The sequence below is a fragment of the Microcoleus sp. BM001215392 genome (genome assembly GCF_036700185.1).
Classification (GTDB): Bacteria; Cyanobacteriota; Cyanobacteriia; order Cyanobacteriales; family Microcoleaceae; genus Microcoleus.
Genome location: NZ_JAUBOJ010000101.1, coordinates 1 through 18,640, shown reverse-complemented (window position 1 = coordinate 18,640; position 18,640 = coordinate 1). Strand labels below are relative to the sequence as shown.

The window sequence follows — 18,640 nt, the reverse complement described above, 5'->3', positions numbered from 1 at the left end:
CCCCACCCCAACCCTCCCCTTATTAAGGGGAGGGAGTAAGAAATTCACAACTGATTTAGGATTGCTATATATTCAAAACTGAACTTTGGAATTGCTGGCTTTATTGCAAGAGAGTTGCTTCTCTAGGTAAAAAATTTACCAATTCCATACTGGACTCCCAAAGTTCGGTAGCTTTCTGCTCATCGTAGGATTCATCAGAAGATTTAATTTCATCAAATCCATCGAAATATTTACCTGTGATGTTATCCAGTGAGCGATCGAGAATAAGTATGGCCAGAAGACTGCCCATAGTTTTAGAGTCTCTGGCGTTCTCCAAAATAGACTGTGAAATCGTTTTACTTAGAGCAGAAAGTTCCGCCTGACTATAATCTCGTGCCAACTTCGTATCGAGCATCAAACCTGGATTGAAAGCATTCACTGTAATATTCAACTGCTGCTTTTGCAAGCGACGTGACAGCTCGTAAGTACAAAAAATATTGCAGAGTTTGGAAGTGGTATAGCGTCTTCGCCCCGTGTTTCCGATATCTGTGTTATTGTGATTGTCGTTCGGGAATGCGAGAAGTTTTGCATTTTGATATTGCGGGTGAGGCATTCCAGTGTTTACATCTGGATTGTGCGTGTCGCTACTGACAAAAACTATGCCAGAGCGATCGCTTAAATGTGGCAGCATCAGATTGACGAGTAGAAAATGTCCCAGATGGTTAACACCAAATGTCATCTCAAAACCATCTTCTGTGTAAAGCGTTTCTGAAACGATTTGAATTCCGGCATTGCAAACGATCGCCTGTAAAGGTGGACGTTCTCCAGCTATGAAATCTTGTGTAAACTGGCGAACGGATGCTAGAGATGCCAAATCGATCGCCATACCTTCGATGTGTGGATACTCGGTTTCAGCAATCAGATTGCGAACGGCTTCCTCGACTCTGGGCAGGTTTCGACTGGCGATAATAATCTGCCAATCTTGACCAGATCGGGCGATCGCCTCAGCACAATAATAACCTAGTCCATTGTTGGCGCCTGTAATGATGATTGATTTGCTTGGTTTGGTTAAAGCTTGCATAGTTTTCATCCTGTGCATTAAGAAGATTGACGATAAAATTGGACAGCTACTTTTCTACGGTCGGGTGCAAGCGGGTTGTTATAGCAACCGCCACATCAGTATTGACATCATTAAGCTCATGAATATATCCCCAAACCCCTCACCATAAACAGTCTAACTGTCAACTATTAACTGTCAACTGTCAACTGTCAACTGTCAACTGTCAACTCTCAACTGTTTAAACCAGTCATGCTCGTCTTGCATTCCAAGCATGAATAAACAGACTTTGGTCGAACAATTATTAAAGAAAATCAACTTTCAAAAGCAGCAGCAAATTCCTTTGCAAAATCTTCCAGTTTTACGTTTCCCATAACCGCTGGTTTGTTCCGGTAATAATCTTCTGCTAATAAACCGCTATGAAGACTGGCATACATTTCAACTAAACCAGCAGCAATTTGTGGATTCATCCCGGCGGCTTCTAAACCACTTAGCATTTGTTCGTTGGTAATAATTATCCATTGCAAATCAGGCTTGCCAATTGCCGCACCTAAAATACGTGCAGTTTCGTTACCCGTAAGTTCCTCACTTGCTACATACCTGACTTTTCTGCCAACAAGCGGTGTTACTATTTCTTCGGCAATGACAGCAGCAATGTCTATAGGAGAAACCCATGGTATCTTGTCATCTGCACCGTAATTTGCTGCGATAAAACCATCCGATTTTATCGTATCTACATAGCCAAATAAATTGTAGTAGAAAGAAGTGGGACGTATATGAGTAATGGCTACATCTGATGATAGTTCGTTCAGAATCTTCTCTACATTGCGAGCACCAAGTAAAATCCCTGAGCCTCGATCTAAATGAGCACCAATGCTACTTAGGTTAACCACACGTTTTACGCCCGACTGCCCGATGGCTTGTGCATAGTTATTGCCGAGTCTGCGATAATATGCCAACAAATCAAGGTTGCGATCGAAGTAGTTGTTTGGCGGTACCATACAATACACCGCATCTGCATCGGTAAAACTCGCTGCAAGGAAATCAACGTTTTCCAGCGAGCCAATGGCGGCCGTGGCTCCCAATGTTTCAATGTCTTTTTGTTTTTCCTCATTGCTACTAATAACCGTCACCGTATGACCTTTTTGCACCAAGTCTTTTGTCAGTGGCTTGCTGATGTTTCCTAACGAACCTGTTACTATAACTTTCATAGATCGGCCTCTCTCATTTGTTGCGTTGTGTTGAGTTTTTTGAGATAGCGTTGATTGCGCTACACAGCCTCGGGAAGTAAACGATCTAAAACTTGCAGACAATTCTGCTTGATTTGTCAAATAAATTGACCGCCAGAGACTTCAATTCTCTGTGCATTCACCCATCTGTTTTCTGCCGATAGTAAAGAGGCGATTTTTGGCTTGTCTGCTGTCATTGCCTTATCCTTTGACTGTTTTATTCAGATGTCTTCATAGTATGAGTAAGAACAAGAATCTTAAATACACAGACCTCGCAGTTTATTGCCTAATCCTCCAAATGCAGGTTTGATGAGCCGATCGCGATCGTCTATAATGATTAGAAAGCTCCTAAAAAGCCAGTCTTGAACAAGCTTTCCTGCCTGTTCCACAAGAATTATAGGAGATGTCTATTGAAAGAGAATGGTCAAATCAATCAAAAAACTACCATGACGATTGAAATGCTCAACCAGGTAACAAACCAAGATGCGTTAGCGTTAGCGAAGCGATCCGAAGGAAAGCCCTCGAAGAGGATCGCCAATCAATGTCAAGAATTGGCGACATTAGTAACTCGGCACACCGAAGGCAAAGGAAACGGTTTTCATAAAACAGCTATAGATAAGTTGGAATTTCAGCGAGAATCTGCTGCTCCTGTCTGCTTGCATGGTGTCACTGAACCGATTTTCGCTATTCTCGTTCAGGGTAAAAAGAAAGCGTTGCTGGGTGAGGAAACCTATCATTATGGCGCGTCTCAATATCTTGTTGTTTCGGTTGATTTGCCTGTGAGCGGATTTGTGGTAGAGGCAACTCCAGAAAAGCCATATTTAGGCTTTAAGCTCAATTTAGACCCTCGCCAACTCTGCGATATTATCACTGCCCAAACCAGCTCAAGCTTGACTAAAAAAGAGAATTCTGTTAGAGGCTTATTCGTCAGCACCGCCGATACACCATTGCTCGATTGCGCCCTACGATTGACACGACTTTTGGATACGCCACAGGATATCCCTATCCTCGCACCGATGATTATCCGCGAAATTTATTATCGTCTTTTAATTGGTGAACAAGGCGAAGCTGTCCGTCAAATTGCCACATCTGGCAGCAATATGCAGCGCATCGCTGAGGTACTCAAACTGATTAAGACTGATTTTGCCCAACCGATGCGGGTTGAGAGCCTGGCAGCACAAGCTAGTATGTCTCCTTCGTCTTTCCATTACCATTTCAAAGCAGTGACATCAATGAGTCCGCTGCAATATCAAAAGCAGTTAAGACTGTTAGAAGCGCGTCGCCTGATGCTTGCCGAAAACTCCGATGCAGCGAATGCGGCTTATCAGGTGGGCTATGAAAGTCCATCACAGTTCAGCCGCGAATATTCTCGGATGTTCGGTGCGCCGCCGATTAGGGATATTGAACGCTTGCGCATGACTTGAGTGAGGTGTTAGGTTTCAAAAGCGATCGGTTAAATTCAAAACAGTCGATCGACCTATATTTCCAGCGGCACCGGACGCAACCTGCCCTCTACTTCTACACTCGGCCAATTGCGATCGAATGTCAAATTTTCCAACTTCCCATCGCTGGAAACTACAAACGTATCCTCAATTTTCGCTCCCGACAAACTCGGATTCCAAGCCACAACCATATTTTCTGCTAAAACATCTGAAGTACCAGGATTTGCCACAATTTCCCGCGCCAAATATCCAGTAGTTCCGCCTTGATGGTGTTCCCAAATTGCTTGAGGATATCCCTGCTGTTCGTAAGCAGTTTTTAGCGTCTCATAAACCGCATTCAGCGATACTCCCTGGCGGCACGAATCCAAGCCAGCAGCTTCAATTTCTCTGACTTGTCGGTGCAATTCTGAATGCTGTTTTTCAAGAGAACCAAAACAGACAAATCGGGTTAAATTCGCATACAAACCCCATCCTCTCGCGCAGAATACTAACATAGCTTGCTTCCCGATTTGTTCGGCGGTAGCGGTGGCGTGGCGGTATAGCGGCAAACGCCTTTCTCCAGCAACTAACGTCAGGGCTGGATGCAAGCCTCTCGCCCACAAAGCTTCTGCACCGGCACCCGCTAGCTGATATTCTGTCCATTCCGGTTTAGCCGCCGAAAGTACCTCTGTCATCGCTTCGCTGGCTAAACGCCCGACTCGCCGATACCGCTCTAGTTCGCTTGACATCATTGTCTGTTTGCGAGACTGTAAAGATGCGACGATCGCAGTTTCGTGATGATGAATTGGGCGATCGCTCATCACGTTACCGCCCGCAGTAATTTCTCGGACAAAAGCTTCGCGCTGTGCAACATCCGCCCAAGGATAGATGTGCATTTGAAAGTTGGGTGGCAATTCTTCGTCTTGCAAGCGCTGGGCTTCGATTTCATCTGTCAGTACCCAAGCGTTTTCGGCGGTAATTAATATTTCTGCAACTCCGGTTTCTGCGGTTAGCAATACTGTGTTGGAACCGCCCGCTGTCGCCCATGCAAACCAATCTGTGCCTCGCAACCGCAGGGATCTCGCTCCGGTTTCGATTAAGGTTTTGCGGATGAATTCAAGTTTGCGATCGACTTCTTGGTTTAATGAGTTTATCATAGATGAAAAAAGTTCGGCAACGGATTATGTAACGGATGTAACGGATGTAATGGATGTCATAAATCAGGAAGAAAATTAATGATTTTAGTCAGCATTTCCTCAATCTAAAATCTAAAGTCTAAAATCTAAAATAGATTGACAGATACTGCTTGCAATTCTTTGGCTTTTTCTTCGGGTAATGCGTCGTTGGCAAACATTCCGGCGGCGAGTTCGGTTCCTGCTAGATATTTTAGCCGATCGCTCGATCGGTAAGGCGGATAAAATTGAGCGTGCAGGTGCGCTTCTGGATGCGGTTTCCCATCTGTGGGCCCTTGAAACCAAGCCATCAAGTAAGGAAACGGGCGGTGCCACAAACCGTCATATTTGAGGGTGACTGTTTTTAAGGCTTTAGCGAGGGATTGGCGCTGTGGTTCGGTAAGATCGATAAATGTGGCAGTTGGTGCGATCGGCGCAATCCAAACTTCGTAGGGGTAGCGGGCGCAAGCGGGCACAAAGGCGATCGCCTCTTCGTCTAAATAAAGAATTCGCTGTTTGTCAGCAATCTCTTTTTGAATCAAATCTTGCAGCAAACCGGAATTGTTTTTTTGATAGTAAACCGACTGACATTCTAACATCCGCGCGGGCACCGGAGGCACGAACGGATAAGCGTAAATTTGACCGTGGGGATGGTGCAGAGTTACTCCGACTTCGACGCCGCGGTTTTCAAAAGGCAAGACGTATTGAATTTCGGGATTGCTGCCGATAACTGAAGTGCGATCGGCCCATACTTCTAACAGCAATTCCAAGTGAGATAACTCCAAAGAACCGAGGGAAGCCAGCGGATCTTGAGTGAAAACAACGACTTCGCAAATGCCCTTAGCTGGCAGAGTTTCCACAATATTTTGAGGGGCGTTTTTGGCCTGCAAAGTCATCGATGGAAAGCGGTTGTCAAAAACAGCTACATCGTATTTTCCCCGCGGCAATTCTGTCGGAAATTTGGGATTAATTGTAGCAGCAAGCGGGTTGTATTCCGGCGGCGGCATGAATGTTCGGCCTTGGCGGTGGCTGGCGTATGCTACCCATTCTCCCCGCAAAGGATGCCAGCGAAAGTGCGGGTTTGCTTGTACGGGTTCATTGCTGGGACTTACGGCCGCGATTCCTTCTGGGATTGGGTAGCGGCTGTAGAGTGTCAGCGGGCGGCCGTCTGGTTTTTGCAATGTTTGGGCGTACATTTTTGTTGGGGCGGGCGATCGCTCTTAGTAGATTTTAGGAGTATAGCTTTGTGGTTGGAGAATTCGCCCCTATCTAAAGTGGGAAATTATGTTGATAAGTTTAGTTAGGAGTAGCAACGTAAGCCGAAAGTCCGCCAGGGGTTTAAACCCCTGGCTAATAGCTTAAGTCCTCTGAAGAGGACTAATAAGTTCTTCAGTCCTCTTCAGAGGACTTTCGCTTTGAGGCAGGGAATTCATTCCCTGCCGGATTGCGGCACTGAGGGTTTAACATTAAGCTGATGCTTTAAAGCTCACTTTCCTTAGTTTGAACCATTACCATTGATGTCAAACTTTTCTATGATGGGAATTTCTGAAGGTGAGGAGGCTACTATTCGCAGGTAATGAATCCCAATCTTTCGGAAAAAACAGCTAGCTTTGTAGCGGAAGATCGGCAGGTAACTTTATATGGAGTTATTTAGCAACAGTGCAAAAAAAGACATTGTTTAGGCGATCGGTAAGGCAAGTATTATTTAGGTTGTCAGCAGAGGCTAAAAGTTATGAACAATGATTTGAAACGAATTCGTAGAAAATATCAAGAAGTGATTCCTTCAACACCCAAACTTTTTTACTCAGAATTTGATGAGGTTCTAATTCGCCAAGCCTGCTTAGAATACTGGAAAATCCATAACTTTAACTGGAGCAGTCGTATATTCGCAAAACTAAATTTTACACCAACGGTTGCTAAGGATTTTTTACTTTCTGATTTCCCTGGTGATATGGCTTCTGCTCTCTCAATAAAAGTCTTTGAAGACTGGTATAAATCAACTCTACTTACCATTAACGATCGGGAAGTTGAACCCAAAATTCGTCGTTTTTGCATTGTTGTTTGTGGAATTGGTAAAGCAATGCAATTAATCAGTAAGGAAATGAACTTATCGACTGAGGATTTATTTAATTCAGCCCTGGTGCTGACTGAGATCGAGAAAGATTAAGCACTTGTGCCGTAACATCATCCAGGCTGAATTATAGTTAATTCGGCAGACATCCTATCATCTGAGTGTAAGCGATCGAACTCGGAAATTTTTAACGCAGATTTAGTATAAGGTGCGCAGTGCGCACCCTACAGAAGCAATCGTCAATTCTGCTTCACCAGCGGTTCAATCTGCTGCCGTTGAAACTGCAATTCATCCGCCAAAGGCTGGTAAATTTCTCGATCGCCCTTTTCATCGCAATAATCCCACAAACCATTGTAGCAGTGCCGATCGTCATCCCAACCCGGATGGTTGACAATCGGATACAAACAAATGCCCTCGATCGGCACTCCGGCTTTGATCGCCACCGCTACCTCAGTGCACACATAATTAAACCAGACAGGTCTAAAATCGTCTTCAGTGCCTGTTTCTGCTACGAATAAGGGGCGGCCGTAGCGATCGAAAACTTCTTGCAGCATTTCGCTAAACGGGCGGTACAGCCGATCGGTGTATTTCATCGGATTTTCATTGTGAATCCACTGATTGCGATCGTAATAATTCACCCCAATAATATCGAGATATTTTTCCTGGCCGCCGAGCTCCGGGCGAAAGCGTCCCGCCAACATATCCCAAGCTTGATATTGAGATAAGCGATAACCTTCCGCAAGGTCTCGATCCTCGGGTTTGTCAGGAGAGGCAATAATGTTAATTACCGGGTCGATTTGCACGATGCGGGTACGGGGATTGACTTCCCAAACTGATTCTATCGCGGCGATCGCAGCTTTGACTAACTGAATTTTGAGTTCGTCTCCCCGCCCTCTAGCAAAAGGATTGATGTAAGCGACATCGCCGCCGCCCCAAGCAATAAATGAAATTTCATTGACAGGTGTCACGAAAGGTGTTTGGTCGGTTTCCTCAGTCAGAACTTGCATAAAAGCGCGCACCATATCTGCAAACCGAGTCACAAATTCGGGACTGAAAATATCAATATCATCGGGCCAGCCGTAGTGAAACAAATCCCAAATTACCTGCATTTTGGTGTCGCGGGCGGCGCGGATCATTGGCAGAGAACTGGAAAAATCGTATTTTCCGGGCGACTGTTCTATTAAGTGCCAGCGGAGGCCTTCGCGGACTGTGTAAATGCCCTGTTCTTGCAAGCGTTGGTAGTCGGCGACTGCAAATTTATCGTGGCCGGTGGCCGCTGTGACATCCAGGCGTTTTCCCGATCGCAATTTGTGGGTAGAGCACTCAAATCCGCCCATGAAAAAACTTTGAAACATCAATCGAATGGGTAATGGGTAATGGGGCATTGGGCATGGGGCATAGGGCATAGGGCATAGGGCATAGGGCATAGGGCATAGGGCATTGGAAGAGGTTCATAAATAATTGAGACTTGTTATATCCAATAACTTGGAACTGCGGGCAATTATTACCAATCACCAATCACCAATTACCAATTACCAATCACCAATCACCAATCACCAATTCCCAATTCCCCATGCCCGATGCCCGATGCCCAATTCCCAATTAGCACTGAGTTGCAGTTTGCTGCGAAGTTTCTTCGGGAATATCCCAACCGAGAGTTGCCGCCGCGATCGCCTCTATGGGAAATTTGGGAGTGCGATCGGCATACAGCAAACCGTTAGCTTCTTGGAAAGTATCAGTCAACTGCGTGTAACAAAATCCGCTGAACATTTCCACTCGGTTTACCACCTTCAACAGCGCGGTGTAGCGGTGTTGCAACTCAGAGGTGTCCGACGCGCGCACGTAGCCCCAAACTCTGTGAAAATCGGGGTTTTCGCGGCCGGCGCAGGCGATACCGCCGAATTCGGTCAGCATCACGGGCTGTCCTTGGTGCGGGTGTCCGTCGAGGGTGAGGACTCGCCCGCCGGGACGCCCGCGATCGAACAAATCGACTAACTGAACTTCGGGCCCGTAGCGCTTGGCTACAGTTTGCGGGTTGTTGTCGTAGTCGTGAATCGCCAGGATGTCGGTATCTGTACTTTCCCAGCCGTCGTTACCGATGACGGGGCGAGTCGGATCGAGGGTTTTGGTGAGGAAATACAGCGCTTGTACGTAGTTGCGGTGGGCGGGCGCTTCGACTAAATTGGGCACTCCCCAAGATTCGTTGAAGGGCACCCAGACTACGATACAGGGATGGCTGGCGTCGCGATCGATCGCTTCCGTCCACTCCCGCGTCAACCTGTCAACGGCCTTGGGAGTGAAGCGGTAGGCGCTGGGCATTTCTTCCCAAACTAGCAGCCCCAGCACGTCGGCCCAGTACAAAAATCGCGGATCTTCGATTTTCTGGTGTTTGCGGACGCCGTTGAAGCCCATTGCTTTGACTAATTCCACATCCAGGCGCAAGGCTTCGTCGGAAGGGGCCGTCATCAGGGTATCGGGCCAGTAACCTTGGTCGAGTACCAGTCTCAGGTAGTAGGGGCGGCCGTTCAGCATGAAGCGATCGCGCTGAATGCTGACAGTCCGCATCGCGGTGTAGGATTTAATTTCGTCGAGCAGTTTGCCGTCAGCCCACAGCTCGATTTGTGCGTTAATTAATGTAGGTTTTTCCGGACTCCACAGCAGTTCGTTGCGGTAGTCGTCGATTCCCGGATCTGAAAGGGCGATGCGGCGGTGGATTTCGCCGTTGATGACTTCGTAGGTGTCGTTGACCAGCAGCATACAGCCGATCGACAGTTTAACTTTAATTTGAATCCCGGATTGGCGATCGCCCGCGACAAACGCCTCAAAACCGATTTCCCAGCGTTCAAACTGCGGAGTCCAGCGGATGCGATCGATATAAGTATGAGGCACCAATTCTACCCATACCGTCTGCCAAATGCCAGTTGTGCGCGGATACCAGATGCTGTGCGGTTCCACTTGCCAATCTTGCTTCCCGCGCGGTTTTGCCAAGTCTTGCGGGTCGTCCTGGGCCCAGACTGTCACCCGCTGCGGGCCTTTGGGGTTAACAACTGCTGTAATGTCTGCGGTGAAAGGAGTGTGCCCGCCTTCGTGTTCGATGACAAACTGACCGTTTACCCAGACGCGGGCGCGGTAGTCTACGGCGCCGAAGTGGAGGAGAACTCTGCTTTCTGTGTGGGGTACGTCAAATTCGCGATCGTACCAGCAGTTAGCGTGAAAATTCGTGTCGCCGATCCCGCTTTTGATTGATTCGGGAACAAACGGCACTTCTATAGTGTGACTCCAGTCCGTAATGTCGATCGGCTGCACGCAGCGTCCCGCATCATCATAAGCAAACCTCCACTCACCGTTTAGACAAATCCAGTTGCTGCGGCGCAATTGGGGGCGCGGATAACCTGTTTTCCGCCCTTGAACAGTCACCTTGCTGTCTAAAGTGAAAGACTCTTCTATATCGCAATTTTCTACTTCTCTACCTAACCAACTCATCGGCACATCTACCCTAAGTTATATTTATAGATTAGCGACAATTACCCCCACTTTCCCAAGTTTTTTGCCAGCTAATTTCTCGTTAAAAAATTAAATTTCTCGACTTCAAACAGCCTGAGCTTTACTTGGTCTTCTGTCCGGCTTTTCTAAACTTGTAGGGTGCGTCAGTCAGCTAACAGCACTGAAAATTAAGCTATCATTCTCACTGACCCACCCTGCGCTACAAGCAGCCTGAGTCTTGACTGCAAAGTTTAGGTAGCTACAGTTTGCAAATCTCCTAAAGGTTCAGCTAGGTCACTTGTGACCTGAACGTCTTCCGCAGGCGGCAAACACTGAAATATTTGTTCTAGCCCCGTTAGTTCAAACAGCATTCTCACTTGTTGGCTCATCGCCGATATCAAGAGTATACATTCGCTGTCTCTAACTAATTTGACGATCGCCACTACAGCCATTAACTCGGGATTTTTCAGGAAATTTATCTTTGAGAAATCCAGCATCAGAATTTTGCCACCGCTTTCAATTAGGCGCTCTATTTCTGTCTGAAACTTATAAAATTGAGATTTTTCCAAAACCTCATGAGACAAAATTATTTTAACCAGAACGCTCATTTTCACCTCAACCATAGTTTGAATTGTTACACAACTTTTCAGTAAAGCCGAGTATAGTGCGCGCGGCCGCACCTTACCTTTTTGCCATTACCAAATCACGTTACTTAGTTGCTAGCACATTTCCCGTTTCCGTTGACAGTGGCGACTTCTACAGAAGCTATCCCTGGCATCTCGGCCCCGGAATTTGACAAGCTTAAGTTAGAGGCAGAACTTTTAAGATTTTCCACCAATTCAATGACTGGCTTGGTCGTAATTTGAGTGTAAGTTGTCAAAGCTTGAGCGACAACTTGATCCATGTTGTAATACCTGTAAGTCGCCAGCCTTCCCACAAAAGAAACTCCCGGAGTCGCATCAGCCAAAGCCTTATATTTCTTGTAAATTTCCGCATTTTCCGGACGCGGAACCGGGTAGTAAGGGTCTCCCTCAGCTTGCGGATATTCGTAGACAATGCTCGTTTTTTGATGCTCTTGTCCGGTGAGGTATTTAAACTCGGTGCAACGAGTATATAAATGCTCGTTCGGATAATTTACCACCGGTGCTGCTTGGTGTATCGGTACGTTGAGCGTTTCGTGCTTGAATTCCAAGGAACGGTAAGGCAGTTTCCCGTAGCAATAACTGAAATAGGAATCCACCGGCCCGGTGTAAATCATTTCCCCATAAGGAATAAAACCCTCAATCTCGCGGTAGTCGGTATTCAGCATCACCTTGATGTTTGGGTGAGAAAGCATCTTTTCAAACATCCGAGTGTAGCCGTGCAGGGGCATTGCTTGATAGGTATCGGTGAAATAGCGATCGTCCCGGTTAGTGCGGGTGGGGACGCGCGCAATCACCGATTTGTCGAGTTCCGACGGGTCCATTCCCCACTGTTTCCGAGTGTAGTTGCGGAAGAATTTCTCGTAAAGTTCGCGGCCGACTTTGCTGACAACGACATCTTCGGAAGTGCGAATGTAATCCTTTGGTTCGGCTACTTTCGCGAAGAAATCTTCTACTTCAAATGATGTGAGATTAAGTCCGTACAGTTGGTTTACGGTGTTGAGATTGATGGGAATTGGCAGCAGTTGACCGTCAACGCTGGCGAGGACGCGGTGTTCGTAGGGCCGCCACTCGGTGAACTGCGAAAGGTACTCGAAAACTTGGCGCGAATTGGTGTGAAAAATGTGGGGGCCGTATTTGTGAACGAGGATGCCGTGATTGTCGTAGCGATCGTAGGCGTTGCCGCCGATGTGGTTGCGGGTATCAATTATCAATACTGTTTTTCCCGCCTGAGTTGCTAGTCTTTCGGCAATCACGCTACCTGCAAATCCGGCTCCGACAATTAAATAGTCAAACATGAAAACACCTCTGGGAATGGGGAATGGGGAATGGGGAATGGGGAATGGGGAATGGGGAATGGGGAATGGTTATTAGTTATTAGTTATTAGTAGCAACTCCCAACTACCAACTATTAACTGCCAACTGCCAACTGCCAACTGCCAACTGACTTCTTACTTTCGATCGCAATTTCGATCAACCGCAGCATTTCGCCCCAGGTATTGTCCCAAGAATTGTCTGCTAAAAAGCCGTCCACTTCGCTCAGCCACTTGGCGCGAGCTTCCGCAGTTTCGCCCATAATTTCTTCAGCAGCAGCAACGAATTCTGCCACATTGCTCGCAATCCGAACCAAGCCGTTATCTCCGTAGGGGCGCACCACGTCGCGGATCGGAGTAGAAATCACCGGTTTGCCGGCAGCGAGGTATTCGGGAGTTTTCGTAGGACTAATAAATTTAGTCGATTCGTTAATCGCAAAAGGCAGCATTGCTATATCCCACCCGCCAAGATACGCGGGCAGTTCTTGATAAGATTTGCCGCCAAGATAGTGTATGTTTGGGTTAGTTGGTAGAGTGGCTGGGTCGATTTTCACCACCGGGCCAACGATCGCTAAATGCCAGTCCGGCTTCGCTTCAGCAATACCGCGCAGCAGTTCGATATCCATGCGTTCGTCTATGACGCCAAAAAATCCCAAACGCGGGTGAGGAATGTCTTTTTGATCGGCCGGTTCTTCTGAAAGATTCCTGGCTGTGGCAAAGTGTTCTTTTTCGATGCTGCTGGGGAAAGCATGAATGTTTGAGTGCTGGTGCTGTTTTGCTTCGTAGAGGCTGTGCCCGCCTGTAAATACGACGCTGGCGCGCTTTAAAAGTTGGGTTTCATTTGCTTTTAAATCCGGATGCGCGCCGTGAAATGCTGACAGTTCGTCCATGCAATCGTAGACTACAGCTAGCGGCTTTAAGTGGTTGGTGAAACTGACAGCCATGGGCGTGTAATACCAGAGGATGTACTGGCTAATTTCTGCTGCTTGAAAAAAATCGTCCAGCATGGCTTGCTGAGCAGTTTGTGCAGTTTCTTGGCTAATTTCTTCGCTAAGGTGCGGTACTATCACCCAGACTCCCGTTTCGTGAATGCTGACATCAAGCCGCCAGTCCCCGGACGCAATAAAAACAGGTTCTTCTACGAAGAATACGCGGCGATTTTTAGCACAGCGGCTCAAGAGATGTTGCGGACGCTGATAGACGAAATTCCACCGCAAATGAGACAGACAAACTAAATCAGGTGCATCTAAAGCAGCAGCTTTTGATAAATTGGCGGCCGAGGGAGCAAATTGAGAGGGCGATTTTGCTGTATCTATTGAAGTAAATCGGATCTCCCATGCTCTACCGTTATTATTATAATTACTGTTTCCTGGTGTTTGTGGGGGGGACATAATTAGCCTCGATAATTTGTAAATTAACAGCGGTCTGGGAAGATTTAGCGATGCAAAATTGTCAATGATATACCCTTCTCAGCAGTGTCTTACTAAAATTTGCAAGGAGGGATGTGAGAATTTTTATTGACGAGCAAGCGCCGCATTCGTAGGGCAAAGCTAAGCATTTGCTTTGCTGCATAAAAACACGCTTATCTGCTTTTTTCAAAAGTGAAACTGGAGACAAGTTAATATTCTTAGACTTGCTATTGTTGTTAACTGTAACCCAATTTTTCTGCCGTTACTTCTATCTGAAGGATGACTTCGATCTCAAGGCACGCCTAGCTTGCACCCTTGGTTCAAAAGCCGTTAAAATGCCGATCGCTCTTGTAAAATTATTCTTAACTGGCAGGTATGCGGTTATGCCATTTGAAATTTGAGATTTGAGATTGAATAATTGGGAATGACTTATGAATTAAGGCTTTGAAGCTTGCCTACCGTTGCATTGTTTTTTTAAACAGGTGTTAAAACTGAGCGAGTTTTAGCGCTTTATTTGGAGAAAACATAAAATTTGCGACTTTCTTTAGGATAGCTTCGCTGGCGCGTTTTTTTGTAGTTCTTTGATTTGAAAAACCGCGTCTTTTTTAAACTGACTCGCTCGCCGAGTTCAAGTTTTGTATTTTAATATACATTTTGTTAGAAGGGATTTCTGACTTCAGATAGATTTTCAGATAATAGTTTATGTATTGGCTTTAATCTCACATCTGGCAGCCTTCTCAACAATACCCCAGAAACCAATTCATTCAGTTGACTGTTGAGAGCGACCTCAACCTAGAAGCAAGAGGATTGGAGCAATCAATAGTCTTTTAATTTCTCCCTGGTTCCGGCTTTAAACCAATTCTTTCTGGTAATAGCGAGGATAAACTAGGATTTTAGGGGAGTCGCGATCGAGAAATCAAGGTGATGATATGGGTGCTCTGGGCACGAGGTTCAATTCACGCCCAGAGCACAAATCTCAAGCATCACTCAAGCGGGCGGGTTCGTCAATATCTGCGCAAACCCGCGACAGGAAGATACCAGCAGCTTTACAGTCGGTGGCTGTCAATTTTGGCCATTCCCCCTCCAAAGGCAAAATCTTGCACCATCGAACTCTTCAAGAAATCGTGGGGAAAACCTAATTCAATGGCGCTTACTTTGTCTAACTGCTGCATTTGTTCGGGGGTTAATTCAAACTCCAAACAAGCGAGATTTTCTTGAAGTTGCGAGAGTTTCCGCGAACCGATAATTGGAATCACATCGATTGATTGCTGGCGCAGCCAGTTTAGGGCTACTTGAGAGGCAGGTTTACCAATTTCGGCTGCTATTTTGGCAACTTGGGCCGCTATATTTAGGTCGCGTTCGCTAATTTTTCCTGATTCAGGTGAATTGAGCCGTTTAACTTCGCCGGCGGTTTCTGCAATGTTGTATTTTCCCGTCAGCAAGCCGCCTGCTAGGGGGCTCCAAGCTGTGACGCCAATATCAAACGCTTTGGCCATCGGTAGCAAATCCCGTTCGGGAGTTCGCTCTTTTAAAGAATACTCGATTTGCAAGCCGATAAATGCTGTCCAACCGCGCAGGGATGCGATCGTATTTGAAGCAGAAATAATCCAAGCTGGCGTATCGGAAATGCCGATATAGAGAATTTTGCCCGCCCGTACCAAATCGTCAAAGGCGCGCATTACTTCTTCCACTGGTGTGGTAAAGTCCCAAGCGTGCAGCCACAGCAAATCTATGTATTCAATTTGCAATCGCTTCAAACTTGCTTCTACTGCTTGTACCATATTTTTGCGGTGGTTGCCGAAAGCGTTGATGTCGCCATTTTTCATGTTGAGGCTATATTTAGTAGCAACTACCCATTTTTCGCGATCGCCCCCGATGAAATCGCCGACATATTTTTCGCTGGTACCGTTGGTGTAGAGATTCGCGGTATCTATGAAATTGCCGCCTGCTTCAGCAAAGGCGTCAAACATTTTACGGCTTTCGTCGTAGGAACCGCCCCAACCCCAGTCTTCCCCAAAAGTCATGGTTCCGAGGCAGATTTCGGAAACCCGAAGTCCGCTGTGACCTAGTAGTTTGTATCTCATGTCACCCATCCGTTAGTTCATGGCTGTTAACAGTCTAGATCGGGATTTGCCCAACTGTTGGCATCTGTCGGGGCCGGCTGATTCGCTACGATTTTTTGGGCGATCGATCTTGAGTATGTTGGTAAGTCAGTCAAAATGTCGTCGCTGGCGGGCCCCAGCACCATCGCCGTGACTTTTACTCGGATCGATCGCCCAGGGATGCGATCGTCCATCGCGCGATCGCCCAGGGGTGCGATGTATTTAGCATCACATTGTTTGCATAAAAAATACAGTAAAACATGGTAAATTTCATCTATCTAAAGATAGGTATTTTATCAGATAAGTTCTTCAAAAATATCTGGCTTTTTCTATCAGAAAACCAGAAAAAGATCGCCAAAAATATGTACCTAAATTAACTTTTTAGCGTTATAGTAGTTTACAGAATACAAAACCTAGGTGACTCACTTGGCTGACATCGTTGATACCGCCGTTTCGGCAGGCTCTTTTACAACCCTAGTTGCTGCTGTTAAAGCCGCTGGTTTAGTAGATACTCTCAAAGGCGCCGGCCCCTTCACAGTTTTCGCTCCTACAGACGAAGCTTTTGCTAAGCTTCCCGCAGGTACTGTAGAGGCACTGCTTAAGGACATTCCTAAGCTCACAAAAATCTTGACTTATCATGTCGTTGCTGGCAAAGTCATGGCTGCTGATGTAGTCAAGCTGACATCTGCCAAGACAGTTGAAGGTTCTGAAGTGAAAATTGATGCTTCCAATGGCGTCAAAATCAATGATTCTACCGTTACCGCAGCCGATGTAGCTGCTGATAATGGTGTCATCCACATCATCGATGCAGTCTTGCTTCCTGCGTAAGCAAAGATTTAGATAGTCTAATAATACTATCTTGAGGGCGGTGGCTGTTGTTAGCCACCGCCCTATTTTAGTCATTAGTCCTGCCGTCATTAGTAGTGCTGTCCCCCCCGAGCGAACATTATTAATCATTAGTCATGTTTTGCTGTCCCCCCGAGCGAACATTATTAGTCATTTTACCCCCTCGCAAAGTCGAAGGGTAGTCATTAGCTTTGCTCGGTCGCGAAGTCATCAGTCCTCAGGAAGAAGGAAGAAGATATACACGGCTAGTTTTTTAGCTGGCGGTATTTTTTTGTGTATTTACTTAGTTTAAAAATAAATATTTTACCCAGGTCGATAATTAAAGTTATTTGAAAATTTTTATATAGCGGAAATTGGTCGATTCCAGCCCATGATAGCTGCGCGGCGGGGACTGCGAAAATCTGCCCCAAATTTATCATGCGCTGGATTACGGGAAAAACAGGCTACAAGCCAAGCGCGTTTGTAGGTGCGATGCCACGAAACCTGCAATTTCTCGCAGAAATCGGTTTGATGGGGGCTGGGCTTAAATAAGATACAATGAGAAACACAACGAAAGTGCGATCGACATTATTGGACAGTCAAGCTATGCAATCTACAACTGGGTTCGAGACAGAACCGGCGATGGACGCTCCCAAACACGGCTTACCAGTTACCATCATTACAGGATTTCTCGGCAGCGGCAAAACAACCCTGCTCAACCATATCCTGACCAACCAGCAAGGCTTGAAAACAGCAGTTTTGGTCAATGAATTTGGCGAAATCGGCATCGATAACGAACTGATTGTCACCACCGACGACAACATGGTTGAGCTGAACAACGGCTGCATCTGCTGCACTATTAATGAAGATTTGGTGAATGCCGTTTACAAAGTTTTAGAACGTCAAGAAAATCTCGATTATCTAGTAGTCGAAACCACCGGGCTAGCCGACCCGCTGCCAGTAGCGATGACTTTTTTAGGTACAGAACTGCGGGACATGACCCGTCTAGATTCAATAGTTACAGTAGTAGACGCGGCAAACTACAGCTTAGATTTGTTCAACTCAGAAGCAGCTTACAATCAAATAGCTTACGGCGATATAATTATCCTCAACAAAACAGATTTGGTTGAAGAAGCAGATTTAGATTTGTTGGAAGTTAAGATTCGCGATGTCAAACAAGGTGCTCGAATTCTGCGAACGGTAAAATCGCAAGTTCCCCTGCCGCTTGTCCTCAGTGTCGGATTGTTTGAATCTGACAAATACTTCCAATCTGAGGAAACTCATAGCAGTCACGACCACGGTCATGACGACCACGCCCATCACGACCATCACGACCATCACGACCACGGTCATGACGACCACGCCCATCACGACCATCACGACCACGCCCATCACGACCACGCCCATCACGACCACGCCCATCACGACCACTCCGACCATTTAGAAAATGACGGATTTACCTCAATTTCTTTCCAAAGCGACAAGCCGTTTTCTCTGAGAAAATTTCAATATTTCTTAGACAACCAAATGCCAACAAACGTGTTTCGCGCGAAAGGGATTATGTGGTTTGAGGAAAGTCCGAAACGGCATATTTTTCACTTGAGCGGTAAGCGATTTTCAATGGATGACGACCAGTGGAAAGGTGAACCCAAAAATCAACTTGTTCTCATCGGTCAGGGTTTGGATATCGAGACTTTGCGATCGCAAATCGAAAACTGTCTGTGTATGCCTGCACCCAATCGCGGCAAAGGTTTTGGGAAAAACTAAAGCTTAAAAAATAAGCCGAGAAACTTAGCTGCAAAAACCAAGATATAAAGGTTTGATCGTTCGGACTTTAGTCCGCATTATCAGAGGACTAAAGTCCGAACGATCAAACCGATGTTAATTAGACTTGAATTGCATAAGTCTTCGATCGATACAGAAACCGCAGATGTCAGA

General features: G+C 46.3%; 15 protein-coding genes. 4 read left to right on the top strand and 11 right to left on the bottom strand.

Translation table 11 applies throughout. The annotated features are described in order from the left end of the window. Positions 1 to 100 precede the first annotated feature (100 nt). Together QT974_RS13455 and QT974_RS13450 are read right to left on the bottom strand one after the other, a co-directional pair. On the bottom strand, positions 101 to 1,060 hold the full coding sequence (locus QT974_RS13455) for an SDR family NAD(P)-dependent oxidoreductase (protein ID WP_333468977.1): 960 nt from the start codon (positions 1,058 to 1,060) through the stop codon (positions 101 to 103). 290 nt (positions 1,061 to 1,350) lie between these two features. Further along, a complete protein-coding gene (locus tag QT974_RS13450; RefSeq protein ID WP_333468976.1) occupies positions 1,351 to 2,247 on the bottom strand; it encodes an NAD(P)H-binding protein in 897 nt (298 codons plus the stop codon). Positions 2,248 to 2,675: 428 nt separating this feature from the next. Between QT974_RS13450 and QT974_RS13445 the strand changes: the two genes are divergently transcribed. Beyond that, entirely contained in the window at positions 2,676 to 3,689 is a 1,014-nt protein-coding gene (locus QT974_RS13445) for an AraC family transcriptional regulator (protein ID WP_333468975.1), read from the top strand. A gap of 53 nt (positions 3,690 to 3,742) precedes the next feature. Here QT974_RS13445 and QT974_RS13440 read toward each other — a convergent pair whose 3' ends face one another. Together QT974_RS13440 and galT are read right to left on the bottom strand one after the other, a co-directional pair. Then, positions 3,743 to 4,843, bottom strand: a complete 1,101-nt coding sequence (locus QT974_RS13440; RefSeq protein WP_333468974.1) for a M24 family metallopeptidase — start codon at positions 4,841 to 4,843, stop codon at positions 3,743 to 3,745. A gap of 125 nt (positions 4,844 to 4,968) precedes the next feature. Further along, the gene (gene galT / locus QT974_RS13435; RefSeq protein WP_333468973.1) at positions 4,969 to 6,054 is read right to left on the bottom strand and encodes a galactose-1-phosphate uridylyltransferase; all 1,086 of its coding nucleotides are present in this window, start codon (positions 6,052 to 6,054) and stop codon (positions 4,969 to 4,971) included. 536 nt (positions 6,055 to 6,590) lie between these two features. Here galT and QT974_RS13430 point away from each other — a divergent pair. Next, positions 6,591 to 7,025, top strand: coding sequence for a hypothetical protein (locus QT974_RS13430; protein ID WP_333468972.1), 435 nt, complete (start codon positions 6,591 to 6,593; stop codon positions 7,023 to 7,025). 143 nt (positions 7,026 to 7,168) lie between these two features. Here the strand turns inward: QT974_RS13430 and QT974_RS13425 are convergent, their stop codons facing one another. The 7 genes from QT974_RS13425 to QT974_RS13395 all read right to left on the bottom strand — a co-directional run bounded on the left by QT974_RS13425 (position 7,169) and on the right by QT974_RS13395 (position 16,071). Then, positions 7,169 to 8,284 carry a beta-glucosidase gene (locus tag QT974_RS13425; RefSeq protein ID WP_333468971.1) on the bottom strand — a complete coding sequence of 372 codons (1,116 nt, stop codon included), beginning with the start codon at positions 8,282 to 8,284 and terminating at the stop codon, positions 7,169 to 7,171. Between the two features lie 247 nt (positions 8,285 to 8,531). Beyond that, entirely contained in the window at positions 8,532 to 10,412 is a 1,881-nt protein-coding gene (locus tag QT974_RS13420; RefSeq protein ID WP_333468970.1) for a glycoside hydrolase family 2 protein, read from the bottom strand. A gap of 251 nt (positions 10,413 to 10,663) precedes the next feature. After that, positions 10,664 to 11,020, bottom strand: a complete 357-nt coding sequence (locus tag QT974_RS13415) for an STAS domain-containing protein (RefSeq protein WP_333468969.1) — start codon at positions 11,018 to 11,020, stop codon at positions 10,664 to 10,666. 104 nt (positions 11,021 to 11,124) lie between these two features. After that, positions 11,125 to 12,351: a UDP-galactopyranose mutase gene (glf, locus tag QT974_RS13410; RefSeq protein WP_333468968.1), complete on the bottom strand. Its 1,227-nt coding sequence runs from the start codon at positions 12,349 to 12,351 to the stop codon at positions 11,125 to 11,127. A gap of 113 nt (positions 12,352 to 12,464) precedes the next feature. Beyond that, complete coding sequence (locus QT974_RS13405; RefSeq protein ID WP_333468967.1) at positions 12,465 to 13,757, bottom strand: glycosyltransferase family 1 protein; 1,293 nt, start codon at positions 13,755 to 13,757, stop codon at positions 12,465 to 12,467. 1,064 nt (positions 13,758 to 14,821) lie between these two features. Then, positions 14,822 to 15,859: an aldo/keto reductase gene (locus QT974_RS13400; protein ID WP_333468966.1), complete on the bottom strand. Its 1,038-nt coding sequence runs from the start codon at positions 15,857 to 15,859 to the stop codon at positions 14,822 to 14,824. 26 nt (positions 15,860 to 15,885) lie between these two features. Then, on the bottom strand, positions 15,886 to 16,071 hold the full coding sequence (locus QT974_RS13395; protein ID WP_333468965.1) for a hypothetical protein: 186 nt from the start codon (positions 16,069 to 16,071) through the stop codon (positions 15,886 to 15,888). Positions 16,072 to 16,303: 232 nt separating this feature from the next. Here QT974_RS13395 and QT974_RS13390 point away from each other — a divergent pair, with 232 nt between their 5' ends. Together QT974_RS13390 and QT974_RS13385 are read left to right on the top strand one after the other, a co-directional pair. Next, entirely contained in the window at positions 16,304 to 16,705 is a 402-nt protein-coding gene (locus QT974_RS13390) for a fasciclin domain-containing protein (protein WP_333468964.1), read from the top strand. 603 nt (positions 16,706 to 17,308) lie between these two features. After that, positions 17,309 to 18,469, top strand: coding sequence for a CobW family GTP-binding protein (locus QT974_RS13385; protein ID WP_333468978.1), 1,161 nt, complete (start codon positions 17,309 to 17,311; stop codon positions 18,467 to 18,469). Positions 18,470 to 18,640 lie beyond the last annotated feature (171 nt).